Source organism: Synechococcus sp. RSCCF101 (genome assembly GCF_008807075.1).
GTDB lineage: Bacteria > Cyanobacteriota > Cyanobacteriia > PCC-6307 > Cyanobiaceae > RSCCF101.
This window is the reverse complement of record NZ_CP035632.1, coordinates 2714795-2735241: the sequence shown is the minus strand read 5'-3', so window position 1 is coordinate 2735241 and position 20447 is coordinate 2714795. Positions and strand designations below refer to the sequence as shown.

The 20447-nt window shown below is 64.8% G+C and carries 17 protein-coding genes; 11 read left to right on the top strand and 6 right to left on the bottom strand.

Annotation, left to right across the window (positions count from 1 at the left end; genetic code table 11):
- Positions 1 to 33 precede the first annotated feature (33 nt).
- From EVJ50_RS13190 to EVJ50_RS13180, 3 genes are read left to right on the top strand one after another with little or no spacing between them, the layout of a single operon-like run.
- Positions 34 to 246: a CDGSH iron-sulfur domain-containing protein gene (locus tag EVJ50_RS13190; protein ID WP_225322955.1), complete on the top strand. Its 213-nt coding sequence runs from the start codon at positions 34 to 36 to the stop codon at positions 244 to 246.
- A gap of 60 nt (positions 247 to 306) precedes the next feature.
- On the top strand, positions 307 to 1062 hold the full coding sequence (locus EVJ50_RS13185; protein ID WP_150884483.1) for a pirin-like bicupin family protein: 756 nt from the start codon (positions 307 to 309) through the stop codon (positions 1060 to 1062).
- Positions 1063 to 1085: 23 nt separating this feature from the next.
- On the top strand, positions 1086 to 2030 hold the full coding sequence (locus EVJ50_RS13180; protein WP_150884482.1) for a DUF5996 family protein: 945 nt from the start codon (positions 1086 to 1088) through the stop codon (positions 2028 to 2030).
- 5 nt (positions 2031 to 2035) lie between these two features.
- Here EVJ50_RS13180 and EVJ50_RS13175 read toward each other — a convergent pair whose 3' ends face one another.
- Positions 2036 to 2776, bottom strand: a complete 741-nt coding sequence (locus tag EVJ50_RS13175; protein WP_150884481.1) for a peroxiredoxin-like family protein — start codon at positions 2774 to 2776, stop codon at positions 2036 to 2038.
- Positions 2777 to 2903: 127 nt separating this feature from the next.
- Here EVJ50_RS13175 and EVJ50_RS13170 point away from each other — a divergent pair, with 127 nt between their 5' ends.
- A complete protein-coding gene (locus tag EVJ50_RS13170) occupies positions 2904 to 3209 on the top strand; it encodes a hypothetical protein (protein ID WP_150884480.1) in 306 nt (101 codons plus the stop codon).
- Between the two features lie 141 nt (positions 3210 to 3350).
- Positions 3351 to 4988 (top strand): sensor domain-containing diguanylate cyclase, encoded by a 1638-nt coding sequence (locus EVJ50_RS13165; protein WP_150884479.1) that lies wholly within the window; start codon positions 3351 to 3353, stop codon positions 4986 to 4988.
- A gap of 250 nt (positions 4989 to 5238) precedes the next feature.
- Here the strand turns inward: EVJ50_RS13165 and EVJ50_RS13160 are convergent, their stop codons facing one another.
- Entirely contained in the window at positions 5239 to 10872 is a 5634-nt protein-coding gene (locus EVJ50_RS13160) for an esterase-like activity of phytase family protein (protein WP_191964788.1), read from the bottom strand.
- A 382-nt stretch (positions 10873 to 11254) separates the two neighbouring features.
- On the opposite strand from EVJ50_RS13160, the gene EVJ50_RS13155 reads away from it, so the two are divergent.
- A complete protein-coding gene (locus tag EVJ50_RS13155; protein ID WP_150884477.1) occupies positions 11255 to 11479 on the top strand; it encodes a hypothetical protein in 225 nt (74 codons plus the stop codon).
- Positions 11480 to 11761: 282 nt separating this feature from the next.
- Positions 11762 to 12526, top strand: coding sequence for a response regulator transcription factor (locus EVJ50_RS13150; RefSeq protein ID WP_150884476.1), 765 nt, complete (start codon positions 11762 to 11764; stop codon positions 12524 to 12526).
- Positions 12527 to 12548: 22 nt separating this feature from the next.
- Here the strand turns inward: EVJ50_RS13150 and EVJ50_RS13145 are convergent, their stop codons facing one another.
- On the bottom strand, positions 12549 to 13298 hold the full coding sequence (locus EVJ50_RS13145) for a GIY-YIG nuclease family protein (RefSeq protein ID WP_150884475.1): 750 nt from the start codon (positions 13296 to 13298) through the stop codon (positions 12549 to 12551).
- 223 nt (positions 13299 to 13521) lie between these two features.
- Here EVJ50_RS13145 and EVJ50_RS13140 point away from each other — a divergent pair, with 223 nt between their 5' ends.
- Genes EVJ50_RS13140 through EVJ50_RS13130 form a run of 3 tightly spaced genes read left to right on the top strand, consistent with a single transcriptional unit; the run spans position 13522 to position 15814 of the window.
- Positions 13522 to 14100, top strand: coding sequence for a DUF1643 domain-containing protein (locus EVJ50_RS13140; RefSeq protein ID WP_191964787.1), 579 nt, complete (start codon positions 13522 to 13524; stop codon positions 14098 to 14100).
- Between the two features lie 26 nt (positions 14101 to 14126).
- Positions 14127 to 15020 (top strand): aldo/keto reductase, encoded by an 894-nt coding sequence (locus tag EVJ50_RS13135; protein ID WP_150884473.1) that lies wholly within the window; start codon positions 14127 to 14129, stop codon positions 15018 to 15020.
- Positions 15017 to 15814 (top strand): class I SAM-dependent methyltransferase, encoded by a 798-nt coding sequence (locus tag EVJ50_RS13130; protein ID WP_225322954.1) that lies wholly within the window; start codon positions 15017 to 15019, stop codon positions 15812 to 15814. Before EVJ50_RS13135 ends, EVJ50_RS13130 begins: the two co-directional genes overlap by 4 nt.
- A gap of 28 nt (positions 15815 to 15842) precedes the next feature.
- Here the strand turns inward: EVJ50_RS13130 and EVJ50_RS13125 are convergent, their stop codons facing one another.
- From EVJ50_RS13125 to EVJ50_RS13115, 3 genes are read right to left on the bottom strand one after another with little or no spacing between them, the layout of a single operon-like run.
- The gene (locus EVJ50_RS13125; RefSeq protein ID WP_150884472.1) at positions 15843 to 17042 is read right to left on the bottom strand and encodes an aminotransferase class I/II-fold pyridoxal phosphate-dependent enzyme; all 1200 of its coding nucleotides are present in this window, start codon (positions 17040 to 17042) and stop codon (positions 15843 to 15845) included.
- Positions 17042 to 17689 (bottom strand): alpha/beta family hydrolase, encoded by a 648-nt coding sequence (locus tag EVJ50_RS13120; protein ID WP_225322953.1) that lies wholly within the window; start codon positions 17687 to 17689, stop codon positions 17042 to 17044. Before EVJ50_RS13120 ends, EVJ50_RS13125 begins: the two co-directional genes overlap by 1 nt.
- Positions 17690 to 17726: 37 nt before the next feature.
- Positions 17727 to 19859 (bottom strand): cation:dicarboxylate symporter family transporter, encoded by a 2133-nt coding sequence (locus tag EVJ50_RS13115; RefSeq protein WP_150884470.1) that lies wholly within the window; start codon positions 19857 to 19859, stop codon positions 17727 to 17729.
- Positions 19860 to 19971: 112 nt separating this feature from the next.
- On the opposite strand from EVJ50_RS13115, the gene EVJ50_RS13110 reads away from it, so the two are divergent.
- Positions 19972 to 20427, top strand: a complete 456-nt coding sequence (locus tag EVJ50_RS13110; protein WP_150884469.1) for a thioredoxin family protein — start codon at positions 19972 to 19974, stop codon at positions 20425 to 20427.
- The last annotated feature ends 20 nt before the right edge of the window (positions 20428 to 20447 follow it).

Genomic DNA, 20447 nt, shown 5'->3' with positions numbered 1-20447 from the left:
ACACACACTTTTTTCAGTCACTCATCAACAGCGATGGCACATCCCGCCGCACTGGAACTGGACGCTGGAACCCATGCCCTGTGCATCTGTGGCAACAGCAGCAACGGAGCCTTCTGTGATGGCAGCCACGCCGGCACCGGCCTCACGCCGCACATGCTCAAACTCGATGCCGCGACAACCATCTATGGCTGCAGCTGTGGCAGCAGCAACACCAAACCCTTCTGCGATGGCAGCCACGCGCGCTGATCGCTGCTTTCCTTCGCCACAACCATCCTCCATTCATCACCCTCCGGCGAGCTGAACACCATGGTCAGCACTATTCATCCTGCCCAGCAACCAACAGCAACCACCCCCAATCTGCTCATCCGCCCGGCGGCCGAGCGGTTCCACAGCCGCCACGGCTGGCTCGACAGCTGGCACAGCTTCAGCTTCGCCTCCCACTATGACCCTCGCTGGATGGAATTCGGGCCGCTGCGTGTGATCAACGACGACATCTTCGGGGCCGGAGGTGGATTCGGCATGCACCCGCACCGCGACATGGAAATCATCACGGTGATGGTGGAGGGAGCGCTGAAGCATCAGGATTCGATGGGCCACACCGGCCATCTGCGCGCTGGCGAGGTGCAACGGATGACCGCAGGCACCGGCGTGATTCACAGCGAGATCAACGACAGCAGCGAGCCCTGCCGTCTGCTGCAGATCTGGCTGGAGCCACAGGAGCGTGGCCTCAGGCCCGAGTACGAGCAACGCCTGTTCACGGTCGCGTCGGAATGGACACCGCTGATTCATCCCGAGCGCATCGATGGCGCCATGGCGATCCGGCAGAACGCCGCGCTCTGGCGCGCCCGCCCGGCAGCAGGGGAGACGCTGCAGCTCCCCGCAACGCCATCAGCACAGCGCTGGATCCAGATGATCGATGGTGCAATGGAGCTCGACCTCACCGGCAGCGACGCCCGCACGCTGCTGCGCAAGGGCGACGGCATGGGCATCACAGGCCCTGCGAACGGCTCGCTCGCAGCGGGGCCCGAAGGAGCAGATCTGCTCCTGTTTGATCTCGGTTGACGCCACCACCCTCTCCGACTCCCATGGCCATGACGGCTTCGATCCATTCCTGGCCCGAGTTGTCCTATCGCCGGCACCGGGACACCTACGACACCGTTCATCTCTGGACGCAGATCGTGGGGAAGATCCGCCTGGCGCTCACGCCCTGGCTGAACCACTCCTGGCATGTTCCCCTCTACGTGAGTGCCACCGGCCTGACCACATCCCTGATCACGCATCACGAGCAGGGCTTCGAGATCCGCTTCGATTTCATCGACCATCGCCTGTGGCTCCACAGTTCATCCGGAGCGCATCAGTCCTTCGCGCTGGAACCGATGTCCGTGGCGACCTTCTACCGCCGGACCATGGAGGCCCTCGCCCAGCTGGGACTGCAACCGGCGATCACTCCGACACCGGTGGAACTGCCGGACCCCGTGCTTCCCCTCCCCAGTGATGAGGAGCATGCGTCCTATGACGCTGCGGCCATGACGCGACTGTTTCAGGCGCTGCTGCAGAGCCATCGCGTGCTGACGCTGTTCCGTTCACGCTTCCTCGGCAAGGCCAGCCCGGTGCATTTTTTCTGGGGGGCATTCGATCTGGCCGCGACCCGCTTCTCGGGCCGGCCGGCGCCACTGCATCCCGGCGGCAGCCCCCACTGCGCCGACTGGATCATGCAGGAGGCCTACTCACACGAGGTCTGCAGTGCCGGCTTCTGGCCCGGCGCGGGGCTGGGGGAGGCCGCCTTCTATGCCTACGCCTACCCGGAGCCGACCGGCTTCAGCGCATGGCCGGTGGAACCGGCACCGGCGACCTACAACACGAGTCTGGGGGAGTTCATCCTTCCCTACGAGGCGGTGCGCTGTTCGGCCGACCCCGATGCAACGCTGCTCCGCTTTCTGGAGAGCACCTACGCCGGAGCCGCCACTCTGGCGGATTGGGATCGCCAGGCCCTGGAGCGGGCTGAGAGTCCCGGGCTCGACCGGGGCTGAGGCCATCAGGCTGATGGCACGGCCGCCAGATAGGGCTCGAGAAACGCGAGGGGCTGGTGCATCGTTTCGGAGAAGCCGAGGATGCCCCGATCGCGATGCTGGTACAGAAGGGTGTCGTCGGCATCGAGCAGGAAGGTGCCTCCCCGCTGGGTGAGGTGGTCGTCCCGCGGCACGTAGGTGCGCCAGTGGCGCAGCACCTCGTTCATGTTGCGCAGGCGAACCGTGGCCAGCTCGAAGGGCCTCTGGAAGCCGCCACCACCGGCATTGCGGAACATCGCCCCGCGAATCGGCGGCAGCACGCCGGTTCGGATCGTCTCGTCGTCGGCGATGCGCTGGGGCGCCCGGCGATCGCCGGTGTAGCCGCGGAGCACTTCCCCCAGGGTGCCGGGCGACCCGATCCCCGCGCACATCAGCAGCAGTGCCGGCCAGGGACCGCCGGGGGTCTCCAGCCCGCTGTAGAGACCCAGCGACCGATGCAGCGCTGCATCCGGCACCACCTCGAGGCTGGCCCTGGGAAAGCCCGTGAAGCCGCAGAAGCGATCCGCTCCGCTCGAATCTCCGATGCCGATGGCGAGCAGGCCGATCGCCGCGGCTTCCAGCTGGGGCAGCACAGACACCAGAGCCTGGGCGTACTCGAGAGAATCGAAATCGCCCAGCTGCCCGAAGAGCAGCACCAGGCGCCGGCGGCCGGGCGCCATCGATGGCCGCCCGGAGAGGGTGTCGAGCAGTTCAGCCGGCGCTTGCATGGCGCAACCCTACCGATCGCAACGGCCAGGCCCGGCCCCCGCGGCCGGCTAGACAGTGAGCTGTGGAAGCGATCGAGCAGTGTCGCCCGCTGGATCGCGTCCATCGCGATGCTCACCCTCACGGTCCATGGATGAGCGCGACACACTCCCCGACGACCGCCAGGCCTTCCTGGACCGGTATCGAGATTCCGCCCGAGCTCTGCTGCTGTGCGCACTGAGGAAGGTGCTGATCTTCGGGCAGCTGACGCCGGATGAGATGGACCGCGTGCTCAGTGAGGCCGAAGCCGGCACCTTCAACCTCCCCCGGGATCTGCAGCCGGCCGAGATGACAGCGGCTCAGGCCCTGATGGCGGAAGTGGTGGGCGATGCGGTGGATCGCATCACCAATGAGCTGCTGAGCCGCGGACGGAAGCCCCGGCTGCCGGAAGGCTGAGGAGGACGTCGACCCCAGACCCCTTCGAACCTCATGCCTTGACACTCACAGGCGTCTGATCGGCTGGTCAGGCGCGTGGGATGACCGGAAACAAGAGCGCACATACCCTTGGGGTCTGGGGGGTGACGCTCGGAGTGAAGCATGAGGGAGCATCAGGGAACCCTTGGTCCCTACGCATCGGACATTGTGATCTCGCGTCAGGGAGTCGGGAGTTTCAAGGTCGTGAGCTGCTTTGGCAGTGTCATCAGAGACATCCTGCTTGAACATGGCATCGACCTGGATTCAGAACGAGAATGGTTCCCTTTCCAGGATTACCTGGACGCCATCTGGGAGGTTCGAGACCGCTTCGGCGATGCCACCATGTTTTCCATCGGTTGCAATGTGTCGAGTGAAGCCCTCTGGCCAGCTGGCATTGACTCGCTAGGGGCTGCACTCGCGTCGATCGATGCGGCCTACCACCTCAATCACAGAGGCGATGCCGACATCGGCTTCTACGCCGCCAGACAGCTTTCGCCGGATCACCATGAACTGACCTGCCACACTCCCTATCCGCCCTATCTGGATCTGGGGATCATCAGGGGAATCTGCAAGACGTTCGCCCCGGAGAACGAGCCCTGGGCGATCAGCCAGCCGTCTCCTGATGACAGCGGTGACTGCCCCCATCGGTTCGTGGTTGGTGTCAGCACGAGCAATGGGGCCAAACCCCGTCATGCGTGGATGAACAGCGAATCAGCCCTGTTGCAAGCTGTTCTCGAGGAAGCCTACAGCGTCATGAATGATGTCGCCGAGACGCTGACTCAGCGAACCATCGAGATGCAGGGCTCAAGAGATCAATACAAGCGTCTCATCAACAATCTCGGCGAACGCTTCGCCGTATTCAGCGAGAGCCTGGAGACCAGAGAGCTCCTGTATATCAGCTCAGGTTGCGAGCAGATCTTTGACCTCCCTTCCTCGTCCGCCCTGGCGCATCGCCTGGAGGACGTCATCCGCTGGAGCGACGACAGCAGGCGGCTCATGCGAGAGAATCACAGGAAGACGACAAGCGGGGAGGCGTCTCATCAATGCCACGAATACAGCTTTCATCATTCCAGCGGCCACCTGCGGCACGTCGAGATCACGAGTCGCATCGCCAGAGATCTGGACGGCTCACTGGTGAATGAGGGTATCATTCAGAACATCACCTATCGAAAGGAACTGGAGCTGGAGCTCCAACAGGCCGCAACTCACGACCCACTGACGTCACTGCTCAATCGAGGCGAGTTTGAACGGCGTTACAGCAATGAATACCAGCGCTCACAACGCTACAAACGCCCTCTTTCAGTGATCATGTTGGATCTTGATCACTTCAAGCTGATGAATGATGCGCATGGCCATCAGGCCGGCGATGCCGTCCTCAGAGCCGTTGCAGACATCGTCCTCTCGGAGACACGCCAGTCTGATGTCTGCGGTCGCTACGGCGGCGAAGAAATTGTGATGGCACTCCCCGATGCGCCGCCCGCGGATGCGGAGCGATTCGCAGAACGTGTTCGCCAGCGCATCCAGGGCCAGAGGATCCCTTACGGACAACAGATGCTGCAACTCACCGCGAGCCTTGGCGTGGCCACATCCGATCCAACGTGCCCGTCTGCAGCTGCGCTGATCTCATGGGCTGACCAGGCTCTGTATGCATCCAAGGCAGCGGGTCGCAACTGCACGACCGTTCACCGCCCGGCCAGGCATGACGCCGCGTCCGAGCGACCAGAGCGGTCAGGCGAAGACCGCCTGAGCCATTTGGCCTGATGGGTGTGCCGATGAGGCTCAACGCTGAACGACGCTCAGCAAGGAGGTGGGGCGCAACCCTGATCAGGCGCGTCAGAAACGCTGATCCGGCACACAGCCACAGAACAGCGCTCGTGACCTGAGGCCCATCACAAAGCCGCGCTGCAAGGCCCGGCTGGATTGAGAAGCAGGTTGGTGGTGAATGCGAGGAGCTCTGGCCAAGGCGCATGCCCGGCCAGAGCCACGGGCGAATGGGACTCTGTGAGATGAGTCAGAGGAAGGTGATGGGATTGGCAGCCTCGAAGGCTGCCAGGCTCACATCGAGCAGGGTCGTGGTTCCGAAGCCATCTCGGATGATCTCAAGGTCGCTTCCGACCTGGTTGAGCCTGAACTCCTGACCGCTCACGATGGCGATGAGGTCTCCTTCAGCGAAGCTGAAATCGGTGATCACATCGTTGCCCTTGCTCAGGCGGAACTGGTCAGCGCCGGCACCGCCGGTAAGACTATCGGCACCGACATTGCCGTTGAGGATGTCGTCACCATCACCGCCGATGACACTATCGGAGCCGAGGTCGCCGAGGAGCTGGTCGTCACCGGAGTTGCCGGTCACCACATCTCGACCCTGACCACCTCGAACGAAGTCGTTGCCACCTCCGCCGTCCAGGTTGTCGTCACCGGAATTGCCACGGATGTCATCATCCGATCCACCGCCAGTGATGGCGTCGTTGCCAGCACCACCACCAAGGAAGCTGCTCTCGACACCACCAGCGATCGTGTCATCGCCGGAACCAGCGACGATGCTGTTGGCGATGCCTGGAATCGGGCTGTTCGCCGGAGGGCCGCTGGGTGAGCTGTCGTCCGGAGCGGACACCTCGCCACCACCACTGCTGCTGTCGTCACCACCGCCGGTTGGGGGTGTCAACGGGGGTGCTGGCGGGAAGACGCTGTCGGTGCTGAACTCCAGGTTCTGGATGCGCTCATCAGAATCAGGTCCCACATCCTCCTGATCGAAGGCATTGGCTGAATCAGGGAAGTTGTCGAGGAGGAATTCAGCGAGGGCATCCTGCTCGGTGCCGTCGTCGGCAAAGGTGGCATCCCCGGTCTGCACACCCTCCTGTTCAAGCGCCACCGGATCGATGCGGTCCAGATCCTCCTGAGAGGCCACCTCTCCAAGGCTGGGATCGGTGTTGAAGTTGGGGAGGGGATAACCGTCACCGGCGCCGATGAAGGCACCATTGTCGTCAAACCGGGGGCGGGCGAGAAAGTCGAGGGTGACGATCCGGAAGGCCTGCTCGGGATCACCCACCAGCTCGCCCGATTGAACCAGCGGCGTGACGATGGCACCGTTCTCATCGACGATGACCGCACTCTCGATGCGATCACCATCCGCCTGGGCCGGATCAAAGGAAAACTCGACACCCGCGATCTGCGGGAAGCGACCGGAGACATCGGGGAGAGCACTCACGCCGTGCTCAAGCGCGGCAACGAGCTCCTCCTTGGTCAGGGTCAGCAGGGTGAGACCGTTGTTGAAGGCCAGGGTGGTCTGGATATCAGTCTGGGAGATGCCGCCCTCGGGTTTGATCACAATGCCGTCGCCATCGACCAACTCGGGGTTGGGTTGGCGAACGGCCTCGCTGCCACCGGGCGGCACCACCGTTTCTCCGATGGAGGCGCGGATGCCACCACCGTTCTTGAGGGAGACGACAACCGTGTCGTCGATCGCCTGAGCGGCAGCCAGATTCGCATCAGCAGTGAGGTTGCCCAGGTTGGTCTCCTGGGTGCGCACACCGTCGGGATCGTCGGCAGCAAAGGTGCCGGAGCGGTTGCCATTGAGGAACACATCGCTCACACCGAGAACGTTGCCCTCGGTGGCGATGATCTCAGCCTCAATACGATCAACGATATCCTGGACTTCGGGATCGACCAGCCCCGATGCATTGAGGTCGGCGACACCCTGATCATCGGTGGCATACGCACCGGACACATCAGGGTCGTACGACTGGGGCACGATGTTGCCATCGGCGTCGAAGTCGATCACGAGGCGGCCCACATACTTGTAGGAACCATCCGTGTTCACCACGGCTGTCTGGCTGCCACCAGCATTGGTGATGAAGGTGGGGTACTCACCCTGAGCGCTGTCACCATCGCGCAGACGGTCGTTCTCATCAACGAGGCGCGTGTTGGAGCCACCCGCCACGATGATGTCGACCTTCTCAAGGCGTGCAGCCAGGGCCTCCTCGATCGCGATCTGCTGCATGTGGCCAAGCAGCACAATCTTGTTGAGGGAGGGATTCACGCTCAGCAGAGCGTCCACCTCGCTCTGGATCTCAGCAGCCAGCGCATCCAGCTGCGCGTCGGTAAGGTTGGGGTCGAAGGGTGTGGGACTGATGCCGACCTGACCGGGGCTGGAGATGGATGCCAGGGTGGGGGTGGTGGCACCAACCACGCCGATGGTCTCGCCGTTGACGTCGATCAGCGTGGAGGAGGTGACCACATTGCCCTGAGGAGCCTGACCACCGGCTGTTTCCAGAGGAGCAAGGTTGGGGTCGCTGGAAAAGTCGAGGTTGGTGGCGAGGTAAGGGAAGTCGGTGCCGTCGAATCCAGCAGCGGCCGAGCCATCGATCAGACCGGCCAGGAACTCGGTGCCGAGGTCAAACTCGTGATTGCCCAGCGCGATGGCCTGGAAGCCGAGTTCGTTCTGAATCTCGATGTCAGCCACACCGGCCGCACCGAAAACGGCCTCGGAGGCATCGAAGAACACCCCGGGAATGAAAGCATCACCAGACGACAGGGTCAGGGTGTTGTCGACCAGGCCGTCGTTGCCGAGATCCTCATTCCGGAGGGCGTTCAGAACGGCAGAGAGGTTGGGGGCGTCAACGATGGCATCACTGCCGGCCTCCTGGTCCGTGACGTGCAGGAGCTCCAGGGTGAAGGGAGCCGCCGGTGTGTCGTCATCAGCTGAGGGGAAAGAGAAGAAATCGAGCGTGCCACTGTCCTCATTGGCCACCATCAGGAATCCGGGTTCCCCGTTGCTGCCAGGAAGGAACTCAAGGCCTTCAGGTCGCTCGGAGTCGGTGCTGATGAACACGTCCTCCAGAGTCACGTTGTAGGGGTCGGTCACGTTGAAGGCGACCGACACGGCATCGGTGCGCTCAAGCCCGACGAAAGCGAACGTCTGGGCGTCGTCCCCTTCTCCGATCACTGTGGTGGCCACACCCTCGGGTTCGGTGCCCTTGTCGTCGCTGCGGCCATCGCTGTACAGACCGGCTGAAATGGCCACCTGCGCCAACAGATCGCCGGAGTCGTACACAACGTTGCCGTTGGAGTCATAGATGGTGATCGAGCGGCCGCCGAAGCCGTAGAGACGGTCCGCCGTGTTGAGATCGGCGATGGTCTTGAGGCGCCCCTCACCGTCGGCGCTCACGATGGGATTGTCGGAAGGCTCGTCGAGCTTGCCAGCTCTGACTTCATCGCTGTAGAAGTCGTCGTCGGCCACAGGGCCGTACTTCAGCGTGACGAAGAATTCGTCTTCTTCTTCTGCCTCGAAGGATGTGGAGCCCGCCACCTCCATATCGGTGATGAACACCGTGCTGGTCCCGTCGAGTGGATCGGTGAACTGCTTAAGGATGGCCGCCTCATCCACAGGAGCCGTGGTGCCGTAGTAGTAAGTCCCATCTGCCGGGGCCTCGAAGTTCACCTCATCCGGCCGCACACGTCCGTCACCTTCGTTGGCCGTGACCGTGAACACCTCGCCATCAGCCACGAAGGTGGCAATGGAATCGGGCATGCGCAGGCCGTAGAAATCGCGCGGACCGGGATTGATCGCGCCATCGCGATCGGACGTGTCGACCTCCAACGGATCGAAGCGGATCACACTCAGCTGGTTGTCGGGCCGCCCATCGGCCCGCAGGAAGTCGTTGTCGTAGCCGACCACCAGACTGCCGTCGGGCAGCAGAGCCAGACCCTCCGGCTTGTCAAACGCGGGGTTCGCGCCGATGGAGGGAAGGTTGAACAGGTCGAGCTGGGCCACCGGATTAATGCCGGCGGCGTCCAGAGCCTGCGAGAGCTCCTCCGGGCTGCCGAACAGCTCGGGCTGCGCCGCGCCGATGGCATCGGTCCAGCCATCTCCTGTGGTGAGCGGCAGCACATCGGTGGCGCTGGAGAAATCCAGCTCCAGCACCGACTTATTGGAAGTGCGAGCGGTGCCACTGTCGCGGTCGATTGCGTAAAAGACACCGCGCTCGGCGTCATACACCGCATCACCGATCTTGTCCTGATTGGAGGCGCCCACCTGCACATACACGTACTCAGCCTGGGGTGTCCCACTCAGCGGGTCGATCGCCAGAACACGGCGCACTTCACTCTGAGTCCGGCTCCCGCCCACCGACATCGGGCTCTGGATGAAGGCGTAGAGCAGCCCATCGTCGCTGTTGTAGACCATGCCTTCGAAGCCCCGGTTCCCGCGGCGCTCGGAGTACACCTCCGGAAGGGTGGTGAGGGTGAAATCGGCCACATCACCACGGCCGGCTTCATAGTCGATGGCGGAATAATCCGTGCCCATGGGCACGATGCGCTGCACCAGGTTCCCGGTTTCCGCATCGAAGAAGGCCACCTGGGGGCGGTATTCATCGGAAACAGCGAAGACCGGGTTGCCCTCATTGAGCCCCTCAATGCTCAGGCGCAGCACCGATTCGGTATCGAGGCCAAAGGCATCGGGGCTGACGGGAACATAGCCACCGCTGCCATCGGGAGTGAAGGCGGCATCATCAGGGCCGCTGATCGTGCCATTGACCGGATCGATCGTGAACAACTGACCGATGCCGGTGCTGGGACGGAAGCCACCACTGCCATCCGGCACGTTCAGAACGATGGAATCCGTCTGCTCAAGGCCATCGCCGTTGCGGGTCAGCTCATAGATGGTGATCGGGTACTCAGGGTCGTTGAAGACCTTCTCCCCTTCAAAGGCGAAGCCCTGACCCTCTGGGATGTCCTGGGCCTGTGGTCCCCGGTCACTGATGGTGTAGTAGCTGCCGGCGCCGGGGTCGTACCAGAGACCGGAGAGGCCACCTGCGATGATCACGTCATCCGGAAAGTTCGGATCCGCGAGCTGCGTCGGGGCCTCAACACCGCTTTCCCCGGGGTAGGTGATGGAGAAATCGATGTTCTCAACTGTTGGAGTGCCGCGGAACCAGTCCTTGATGCCGAGGCTCCGGATCTCCGAAATCGTGTTGGTCTGCAGATCGACAACGACCACAGCGTTGTTCTCCTGCAGCGTCACGAAGGCCTGATCCCCGTAGATGGCCACGTACTCGGGCTCCAGATCGGTGGAGGCATCCGTGCCATCCACACCACTGATCCGAACGCCGCGGGCCTGCAGCCATGCGGTCTGGGCCGCATCGAAACCGAGGTTCGTCACCAGGGAGTTGGCCGGCGTGGTTCGGTCCACATCGATCACCGAGATCGATCCGGGCGGATCCACCCCGTCGTCGGTGCCGTAGAAGTCGTTGGGCTCGCCTTCGTTGGCCACCACCACCTTGCTGCCGTCGGCGTTGAAGGCGAGGGAATCGGGAAGGTTGCCCACCTGCACCGACCCGGCCGATTCCAGGGTTGTGTCCCCGCCGCTTCCGGCCAGACGGAAGAACTCCACCGTGCCGGGCTCGGTGCGGGCATCGTCGGGGTTGGCCACGGCCACGGCCGCCAGGTCACTGGCCACATCCACGCTCTGGGCATCGCCCGGCAGGGTCTGCTCCTGGTCGGTGAGCTCGACCGGAGCGGTGGGGTCACTGATGTCCACCACCTTGAGGGTCTCACCACCGGTGATCACCAGCGCCGCGTCGTGATCCGGTGAGTTGACGGCGATTTCGGCTCCACCGAGATCGATGCTGGAGTCGGGAGAAGCGGCCATGGGGAAGGCTGAAGGAGAGGTGGCAGGGCCTGGAACGCGCCTTGGAGGCGTGATCCAGGCCCGGGCGCCATCACCCTGACGAGTTCCGTGCATCCGGTCGGTTCCCCGCATCACGTGCGGGCGTGCGCTCCGACACACGGCCATCGCCATGGAAGCCCGACGCGCCGAATGTGATGGACGGAACAAGAGCCGCAGGGCAGACCCCGAGCAAGGGTTCCAGCGGAGATCCAATCAGCGCGATGGACACCATCAGGCGCCAATCAGGCCTCTACACAGCAACACCAGAATCTGGTTCCATCAGAGAGTGAAGCCAGTCATCATGGCGATGTGTCCTTGACACCGGCCGGTTGACAGACGACAACATGGTCCCCGCCGTTGCGTCATGGCTCGCCTGGAATGGACCACTCGACAGGTGCTCGAACACGCGGGCCAGGTTGTGGAGGCTGCGGAGGATACGGCTGCAGCCTTCCTGGCTCTGAAGAACGCCACGACAGCTGAGCAACGGGCCGACATTCGCAAGGCTCATCCACTGCTGCCTGATCTGCTGAATGCGGCTGCAACCCTGCAGACAGTGCTGGACTCTGATGAGCAGAAAGGTCCAGTCTGAAGGCAATCCTCAGCCTCACCTCAAATGCTGACAGCCAGCGCTTCGGGCCCATCAATGGCGCACCCTTGCTCAGATACACTGCTCGATATGCAGACAACGATCAGCAGGTCATCAGCAAGAAACCTAATCAACGAGTCGGGCCGCAACAATCCAAGCCACAAGATCTCTAGCCTCCTGATTCTCGAAACGGCACGGGACGGCGGCACGCGGGCGTCTCGCAAGGCAAGCTCAAGTTGCACTCTTCTGATTCTGTGGCCATAATCAACTCAACTCAGCCACGAGATGGATCTTACCAACTACATCCCAAGGGTTCCGCGACTCCTGGACGATGTTGACGACATCCTGGGAGCATCAACCATCGTGATGTGCTTTGGTCACCTCAAGTGGCTTGGCGGGTTCATGTGCATTCCCCCGATCACCAAGCGACTGACCGGAGCCGCCACAACCGAAGACGAGGGCTTCATCAGGGTTGAGCAGTCGCGTCCCGACCTCCTGATCTCCAGTCAGTTTCTGGAAGCAGGCTCGGGACTCTCTCTGCTGAAACAAGCGAAGGCGACCAACCGACGGATCAAGACGATCCTGGTCGTGGAGAATGACGACATCTTGACAGCCGAAGAGGCTCTCAGGCTTGGCTGCGACGGCATTTGTCGCATGACAGACAACCTGACGTATGCCATTCGCGTCGTCATGGGCGGAGGCGTCTATTACTCCGGCAAAGTGAAAGGGACCACATGGTCCGAGAGCGACGAGGAACACATCGGCGCCATCAACGGCCTGGACGAGATTGAGCTTGAAGCACTCAGAGGGATGATGCTGGGTCTGCCGAAGGCGACTGTGGCCGCCAGGCTGGGGATCTCATTCGACGCTCTGACAACAACCGAGGCACAAGTGCTGGCCAAACTCGGGGCCACGACTCAGACCCAGGCTCTCCGCAAAGCCATGCAGGCTGGAATTCTGACCATGGCCTCCGCGATCACCGGCCGCATGAAGGATGAGGATGGCTACTCCATCGCCGCACGGACGAATGGGTCGAGGGGTCTGGCTTGACCAGGAGAGGGTGAAGTGATCCCTACCAGTGCCCATCGGCTCTGATGTCACGATCGCGACGCGTCACTGCCTCCGGGCGTGCCTGAGTCCTGTCCATATCATCCAGCAGCTCAATGAGCTTGCTGGCCGTCAGCGAGAGGCCCTCATCACGCAGCTCTTCCACAGCCGGCTGCAGATGGCGGCAGCGCATGTCGACCAGAGGCTCCCCTCCAGGTCCATTCGCCCGGATCCATGCCGCTCCGCCGCGGCGATCCGGGGTGTCCCACATCAGGAAGCAACAGCCTGCGCACGTTGGGCGTCCATCGGAATCCGGTTCAAGCGGTGGTGTTGACCAATGACTGATCCAGGGGTTTCTGGCCACCAGCCTTGGGAGATCCTCACGGATCAGTCTGGCCATGGCTGTGCTGGTCGGTTCGTTCTTCGTCTCTCGGTCTGCCTTGTCAGGTGGGGGCAGTGATGGCTCAGTCGTGGGGGTCTGGTCCGGGGGAGAGAAGGGCGGCAGTTCATGGCCGAGGGCGCGCACGATGGCGACCGCCTCATCCGTCTGCTCAGGGCTGAGCTGGAAGTAATCGCTGCCGGGAAGCTGCTGATCCTGGTAGCGCTCGTGCAGCTCAGCCTCGAGCTCCAGCATGTCCCCGACCGTCACCGCCGCCAGCTGATCCGTGCTGAGACCCACCTTGAGAGCCTTGGCACGAAGGAGCCACAGCCCAGCGGAGCCGATCTTGACCATGCCGGAGTCGCGGTGACGAATCACGTAGACGGTGCCTTTCATCAGAGTCCTCAATCCTGCGACGGATCCACCCCTGTCCTGGTGTGGCTTGGGGGACCCGCCCGCCCCAAGGGCTGCTCAGCTCCCCAGGCCTCGCGATCACCCTCACACCTAGTCCATCCAGGGCGGTTGAGGTTGATGCGGATTCCTCCGGCCTCTCCACTGGCCGAGCACGTCACGGCAGATGTGGTCGGCAGATCCCAGCCGATGCGAGAGGTCGTCGCTGGTGTCTGAACGTGACCCGCCTCCCCTGTTTGCCCTCTGCAGCGAGGCAGACAACGGAGCGGTCCGCGTTCTGCTGGGAACGGGTGGTGACGCCGCGCTGATCGTGCTGGGCCTGAACCCCAGCACGGCCGATCAGCACCGCAGCGATCCCACGGTGCGGAGAGTGGCGGCCGTGGCGACCGGCAACGGCTTCAACGGCTTCGTTCTCGCCAACCTTTACCCGCTCCGGGCCACCGATCCCCGGGATCTGCCGCAGCAGGCGGATCCGCGCCTGCTCGCGCACAACCAGCACTGCATCGACGCGCTCGTGCGCGCGAACCGGGAGCGGGTGATCTGGGCGGCCTGGGGAGAAGGGATCGCATTGCGCCGCTATCTGGCCGACTCCCTCGCAGCACTCGCCTGCCGGCTCAGGCCTTTGAGCTGCCGCTGGATCCACCATGGCCCGATCACGCGCCACGGCCACCCCAGACACCCGGCCCGCCTGGCCTACCGCTGGGCCTTCTCCCCGTTCAACGTCCAGAGCTACGTGGAGCATCTCGGCCGCAATCGATCCGCCGGCGGCCCCGGTGACACCCCTTAGCGTCCAGCCACTGGGCCCGCTTCCTCATGCTTTCGATCGGTTCCGCTGCGGTGCAACGGATCGGCTACGGCGCCATGGGCCTGGAGGGCTACTACGGTCCCTCGGACAGGGACACAGCCCTGGAGACCCTGATCGGTGAGGCCATCCGGCAGAGCGGGCGCGACGCCTGCGTGGCCACCAAGCTGGGCATCGTGTTCGAGCCGGATCAGAGCGGCAGCCAGCTGGACACGGGCTGGGGCTTCCCGCTCACCATCAATGGCAGCACCGCCTACGTGAGCAGGGCGATCGACAACAGCCTGCAGCGGCTGCGCCTGGAGGCCATCGATCTGCTCTACGCCCACGATCCGGACCCCGGCACACCGCTCGAGGAAACGGTGGCCGCGATGGGGGCAGCGGTGGCCGCCGGCAAGGTCAAGGCGATCGGCCTCTCCAACGTCACCGCCGAGCAGGTGCTGCAGGCCCATGCCGTGCACCCGATCGCAGCGGTTCAGTACGAGTACTCCCTGTTCCGCCGCGAAGCGGAGCAGAGCCTGCTGCCGGCCATCCGCAGCATCAGTGCCCTGATGGTGTGCTGGTCTCCCCTGGGAGCCGGCGTCCTCACAGGGCAGCTGCCCGAACTGACGTCAGAGGACTTCCGCCGCTTCAACCCGAAACTGCAGGACGAGAACCTGTCGGCGAATCGGGAGCGGCTGGAGGGGATCCAGGCGTTGGCCCGCAGGCTGGCGATCACTCCCGCCCAGCTGGCCCTGGCCTGGCTGCTGGCTCAGGGCGACACGATCCTGCCGATCCCGGGAACCCGGCACGCCTCCCGGATCGACGAGAACCTGGCTGCTCTCACCGTGCAGCTCTCCGAGGCTGATCTGAGGGAACTGGATGCACTCGCGCCGGTCGGCGCCTTCCGGGGGGCCACGCTGGTATGAGCAAGACCGCATCCGATCCGGAAGCCATGGACCCGACGGCGCTGCTGGTGGATCTGTACCGGGGTCAGGAGCGTCTCGGCCCCGGTGGGGTGGAGGAGAGCCGCCTGGCCCTGGAGCTCTCCGGCATCCTCCGCGCCACGGCCCAGCCGCTTCAGGTGGCCGACATCGGCTGCGGCACCGGCGCATCCACTCTGCTGCTGGCGCGCCTGCTCAATGCACAGATCACCGCCGTGGACCTGATGCCACCGTTCCTGCGGGAACTGGAGCAGCGGGCCGAGGCCCGGGGGCTGCGCGAGCGCATCACCACGCTGTGCGGTTCGATGGATGCTCTGGAAATCGAAGCCGGCACGCTGGATCTGATCTGGTCGGAGGGCGCCCTCTACAGCGTCGGTTTTTCCAGAGCCGTGGCCGCCCTCCGGCCCTGCCTCAGGCCCGGCGGAGTGCTGGTCGCCTCCGAGCTGAGCTGGACCACGGCCAGGCGCCCGCCGGAGATCCAGGAGCACTGGGAGCGGGAGTACCCGGAGGTGGCCTGCACCTCCAGCAAGCTGGCGGTGCTCGAGCAGAACGCCTTTCAACCGATCGCCACGTTTCTGCTGCCGGCGCGGTGCTGGCTGGAGAACTACTACCGCCCCCTGCAGGCCGGCTTCGCCGCTTTCCTGGAGCGCCACGATCACAGCGAAGCAGCCCGGGACATCGTGGCCGAAACGGAGGAGGAGATCCGGCTGTATGAAACCTACGGCGATGTGTTCGGCTACGTCATGTACATCGCCCGGGCGGTGGAGCCCACGCTCTGATGCTCAGGGCGGCCACGCTGCGGATGGGTCAGTCGCGCGTCACATGATCTGAGAGAACACGAAGTCCGCCCATCAACCGCTCCATCGCCTCGGTGAACTCGCGCATCGTCAGAATTCCGTAGCTGACGCGAAAGCTGCTGGAAGCGATGCCGAAGCTGGCGCCGCTCACCACTCCCACGCCGAAGGATTGAACCAGGGTTGTCATCAACCAGTCCGGATCCTCACCCGCGAGCCGGGCGGACGGATCGCGCAGACCGATCAGGCCGTAGAAGGCTCCGTCACAGTCACACAGCAACTGCCAGGGGGTGTCCGCTCGCCCGATCAGCTCGCGCAGGTGGCGTCGCTTCGGTTCGAGCGTCTGCACCTGCTGCGCCACCCAGGCCTGGGGCACCTGCGCTGCGGCGAGGGCTGCGCGCTGCAGCGGCCGGCTGGGGCAGATGAGGATCGTGTCCTGCACCTTGGCCAGCGCCGGCAGGAGCTGCTCGGGAGCGGCCAGATAGCCCAGCCGCCAGCCCGCCAGGCCGTGGCTCTTCGAGAACGAGCCGAGCGTGACGGTGTGCCGACCGCTGCCCGCCAGCGAGCCGGGGCTCCAGTGCGGTGTGGCGCCATGGCAGAAGGCGGCATAGGCCTCGTCGTGAATGTGAAACAGCCCGTGGGCCGCGCAGAGGCGGTTGATGGCCTCCAGCCGCGCGGCCGGTTGCACGGCCCCGCTGGGATTGCCGGGCGAGATGGTCACAATCGCCCGGGTGCGCGGCGTGATCGCGGCCGCCAGCCGCTCGGGGTCGAGAATCAGACCCGCATCGATGGCCCGCGGCTGGCCCCCGGCCAGCTGCACCGCCATCACGTGATTGAAGTAGTAAGGCTTCGGCAGGATCACCTCATCGCCGGGATCGCAGATCACCTGGGCGATGGCGTTGAAGGCCATGTTGCTGCCGGCGGTGGCCAGCACGCCGCTGCCATCGAGATCGAGGCCGTGCCGGCCGCGCAGCAGAGCCCTCAGGCCCTCCAGCACCTCGGGATCCCCGGCCATCGGGCCGTAGCGATCGCAGGCGCCGGGCTGCAGACACGCCTCCGTCAGGGCCGTGCGCACCCCCGCCGGCGGGCCCCACGACACCATCCCCTGACCCAGAGAGAGCGCCTCGGGGTGCGCCGCCAGCAGATGGCCCAGGCGGGGGATCACCGGATCGAGCACCCGGCCCAGACGCGCAGCGGCGGCAGGTGGTTCCATCAGCAGGGGGCCTTGAGAAGGGAGTGGCCAAAGCGATCGACAGCGCTCACCGCCTCGGCCCGGTTGCCCGCTTCGCTGAGGCCGGAGCGCCGGCTGGGCTTGAAGCTGTGATCGCCATCCGTGATCCAGTGCAGCGTGACCCGATCGCTGAGTCCGTAGGCCTCCACCTCCGAGCGCCGGCCCATGCCGTCACGCTCGCCCTGCACGATCAGGGTGGGGGTGCGCAGCGGCTGCAGATGCTCCAGGCGGGTCTGCTGGGGCTTGCCGATCGGGTGAAACGGGTAGCCCAGACAGCAGCAGCCGAGCACCCCGGCGCCGACCGCCAGCTCATCGGCCAGCAGGCTGGCGACCCGCCCGCCCATCGACTTGCCGCCGATGATCAGCGGCGCGCCCCCCTGCTCCAGTGCGACCTGCTGGCGGAAGGCCTCCATCAGCTTCGGCATGCGATCCGGTGCCGCCCGCCGGCCGCTGAGCCGCTGCCGCGTCATGTAGGGGAACTCGAAGCGCACCACCCTCCAGCCGAGGCCCGCCAGGCCCTCGGCCATGCCCGCCATGAAGGGGCTGTCCATCGGAGCGCCGGCGCCATGCGCCAGCAGGAGAGTGGCGGGGGCCTGCTCGGGGCCATCCACCAGACGGGAGGCCGTCAACTGGCCGGGTTCAGTCATCGGCCCATTCTCAACAGCCTCAACGCGCGCGATCGGGAGGAACACCTTCCAGCCAATGGCGGCTCAGCTCGTCGATGGTGCCGTCGAGACGGCGCAGCTCGATCCAGGCATTGACCGCCCGCAGCAGGTCGGGATCGTCGCCGGCGACCGTCCAGCCCACGGGGACCTGAATCAGCGGCCGGGGGATGGCCATGCTGAACCTCGGATCGAGCACGGTGAGCGACGCCCCGCTTTCGGCGGCGGTGAGCAGCGCATCGAGCCGGCCGCTCTTCACCTGCTCCATCAGTTCGGCCACGCTCTCGCTCTCCACGAAGCGGGCATTGGGCAGCAGGTGGCCCATCCGCTGCAGGCCGAAGCGGCTGGCGTTCACCAGTCCGATGCGCAGCGGCCCGCTGGCGGCCAGCGCAGCAATCGAACTGAACCGCCCCACCTCCTGATCGGTGACCAGAAACGCCACGGTTTCCTTCCGCAACGGCCTGGACATGCGACGGGCCGCAGCCCGCTCGGGCGTGATCACCAGCGAGATCGCCTCCACAGCGCAGGGTGCCTTCGCCGCTGCCGGCCCCGGGTGCAGGAGCAGCGGCCGGCCCAGGTCGGCGGCCATCAGACGCGCCAGCTCCACATCCAGGCCCACCCGTTCCCCGGCACGGTTGCGATACGACAGGGGCACGCTCTCCTCCTCCAGGCAGACCCGCAGGGGAGCGGTGAGCACGCCGGAAGCCTCGGCAGGAGGCGTGGTCAGCACGGGCGCCAGCTCGCCCGGCGCCAACGCGAAGCCCCGGCCAGCCAGTTCCTCGCCCTTGATGTAGGGGTCGCTGGCCAGACGCTGAAAGCCCTCGCGGGTGGCCAGGATCACCGAGAGCAGCAGCAGCACGCTCAGGCCGATGAACCGGGCCAGATGCCGTCCGGGCCGGCGGCAGGTGCCCCGGATGGCGCTGGTACCGAGAAGGGCCAGCGTCACGGTGGACATGCCCGCCAGAAGTGTGCCGAATCGTGCGGCGGAGACCTGATCGATGGTGATGTAGAGCTCCACCAGATCGGCCGGCATCGAAAGGATGCCGAGCAGATAGCGCATGGCGAGGATGCCATCGCCGAAGAAACTCGCCAGACCGGTGATCAGAAACACCGGCACACTCTCCGGCGGCAACGTCTGGCCGGTCGTCCAGGCTGCGTAGGGGATGAACGCCAGCGACAGAAGCTTCCCCATCGTGGGAAACACGAACGACAGGGGGATCAGCAGCTCCACCGGTGCGGCGATCGCTGCCCGTCGCGCCCCCGGGTCCTGCTCCTCACTGCCGCTCCCCGGGTCGGGCAGCTCCTCCAGCAGGAGGATGCAGCGATCCGCCAGCAGCGGCAACACAATCAGCAGGTTGCCGGTGGCGAAGGCGGTGAGCAGGGGTGCCCGGAACGCCCTCAGCAACAGCCCGTAGCGCAACCGTGTGAACGTGGCGACCGCCGCGGGAAGCACCCACAGACTCAGGCTGAGGGCCAGCAGGGCCTGCAGCACCACATAGACCTGAATCCGACCGAAGGCCTCCGTGGGCAGGGTGCCCACGGCTCGGGCCACGATCGCGAACACACCGACCGGAGTGAACCGGGCCACCACCTGGGTCACCTTGAGCAGCGCGTCCCCCGTGCGCCGCAGCACCTCGATGGTGGTGTCCTTGCCCTCCACACCGATCAGTGCCACGCCGACGGCGATCGAGAACAGCACCACGGAGGGCACCACCGCCTCCGCCAGGGCGTTGAAGGGATTCACCGGAATGAACAGCTCCACCAGATCCAGATCCGGTGGCGGCTCCAGCTGACTGCTGCTGAAATACGTGGCGGATTGCCAGTCCGGGAAGGCGGCAGGAACAGCCACCACCAGCAGCAGGCTCACGGCCCACATGCCGAGCAGCACCCCGACGCTGCCGAGGAAGGTGGCACGGGCCTGCTGCCGCTCGAGCCTGCCGATGCTGCAGATGATCGACACCACGATGTAGGGGATCACGGGCATCTGGAACAGCCGCAGGAAGGCGTTCCCGATCGGCGCCAGTGCGTCGGCCCGTTCCCGCAGCAGCAGGCCCGCGATCACTCCCGAAACGATGCCGATGAGGATCTTGCTGCTCAGAGGAGCGGCGGAGTAGCGATGCCAGAGCGAACGGATCACAGGGCCGGGCAGGACAGAGGTGCAGCTGAAGCGGACTCATGCTTCCAGACCTTCAGCACCGGTTCCGTCACCCACGCGTAAGGTCTGGCTCGACCGTTCTCAGGCGCATTCCATGGCTCGGACCTCCGGCATCCGGCACCAGGCCCTCTGGGGCCTCGCCCTGGCTGCAACAGCCGGCGTGCTGCTCTCCCTGGTGAAGGGCGGATCAAGCCCCGCCGAAGCGCGTGGCGGCACACCTTCCGAGAACAGCACCAGCAGCCTGGGAGAGGCGCTCAACCCCTCCACTCCGGAGCAGAAGGCGCTGGTGGAGCACCTGCGCAAGAGCGGCGCTCTGTTCTATGGGGCCTGGTGGTGCCCAGCCTGCTTTCAGCAGAAGAATCTCTTCGGCAAGGAGGCCGGCAACAGGCTCCCCTACGTGGAATGCGACAAGACGGATGCAGGCCGCGAGCGCTGCCGTGAGGCCGAGATCCGCGCGTTCCCGACCTGGATCCTGAGCAATGGAGAGCGGCTTGTGGGTGTGCAGTCCCTCGAGGATCTGATGCAGGCAACGGGCTTCCAGGGCAACTGAGGCCCTTCGAGGAGCCTCTG

Excerpts from the sequence above, each read along its gene's own strand:
- EVJ50_RS13180 (WP_150884482.1), top strand. The coding sequence starts at position 1,086 with ATGGCCATGACGGCTTCGATCCATTCCTGGCCCGAGTTGTCCTATCGC.
- EVJ50_RS13145 (WP_150884475.1), bottom strand. The coding sequence starts at position 13,298 with ATGAAAGGCACCGTCTACGTGATTCGTCACCGCGACTCCGGCATGGTC.
- EVJ50_RS13150 (WP_150884476.1), top strand. The coding sequence starts at position 11,762 with ATGGATCTTACCAACTACATCCCAAGGGTTCCGCGACTCCTGGACGAT.
- EVJ50_RS13155 (WP_150884477.1), top strand. The coding sequence starts at position 11,255 with ATGGCTCGCCTGGAATGGACCACTCGACAGGTGCTCGAACACGCGGGC.
- EVJ50_RS13125 (WP_150884472.1), bottom strand. The coding sequence starts at position 17,042 with ATGGAACCACCTGCCGCCGCTGCGCGTCTGGGCCGGGTGCTCGATCCG.
- EVJ50_RS13135 (WP_150884473.1), top strand. The coding sequence starts at position 14,127 with ATGCTTTCGATCGGTTCCGCTGCGGTGCAACGGATCGGCTACGGCGCC.
- EVJ50_RS13160 (WP_191964788.1), bottom strand. The coding sequence starts at position 10,872 with ATGGCCGCTTCTCCCGACTCCAGCATCGATCTCGGTGGAGCCGAAATC.
- EVJ50_RS13170 (WP_150884480.1), top strand. The coding sequence starts at position 2,904 with ATGGATGAGCGCGACACACTCCCCGACGACCGCCAGGCCTTCCTGGAC.
- EVJ50_RS13175 (WP_150884481.1), bottom strand. The coding sequence starts at position 2,776 with ATGCAAGCGCCGGCTGAACTGCTCGACACCCTCTCCGGGCGGCCATCG.
- EVJ50_RS13110 (WP_150884469.1), top strand. The coding sequence starts at position 19,972 with ATGGCTCGGACCTCCGGCATCCGGCACCAGGCCCTCTGGGGCCTCGCC.
- EVJ50_RS13130 (WP_225322954.1), top strand. The coding sequence starts at position 15,017 with ATGAGCAAGACCGCATCCGATCCGGAAGCCATGGACCCGACGGCGCTG.
- EVJ50_RS13185 (WP_150884483.1), top strand. The coding sequence starts at position 307 with ATGGTCAGCACTATTCATCCTGCCCAGCAACCAACAGCAACCACCCCC.
- EVJ50_RS13165 (WP_150884479.1), top strand. The coding sequence starts at position 3,351 with ATGAGGGAGCATCAGGGAACCCTTGGTCCCTACGCATCGGACATTGTG.
- EVJ50_RS13190 (WP_225322955.1), top strand. The coding sequence starts at position 34 with ATGGCACATCCCGCCGCACTGGAACTGGACGCTGGAACCCATGCCCTG.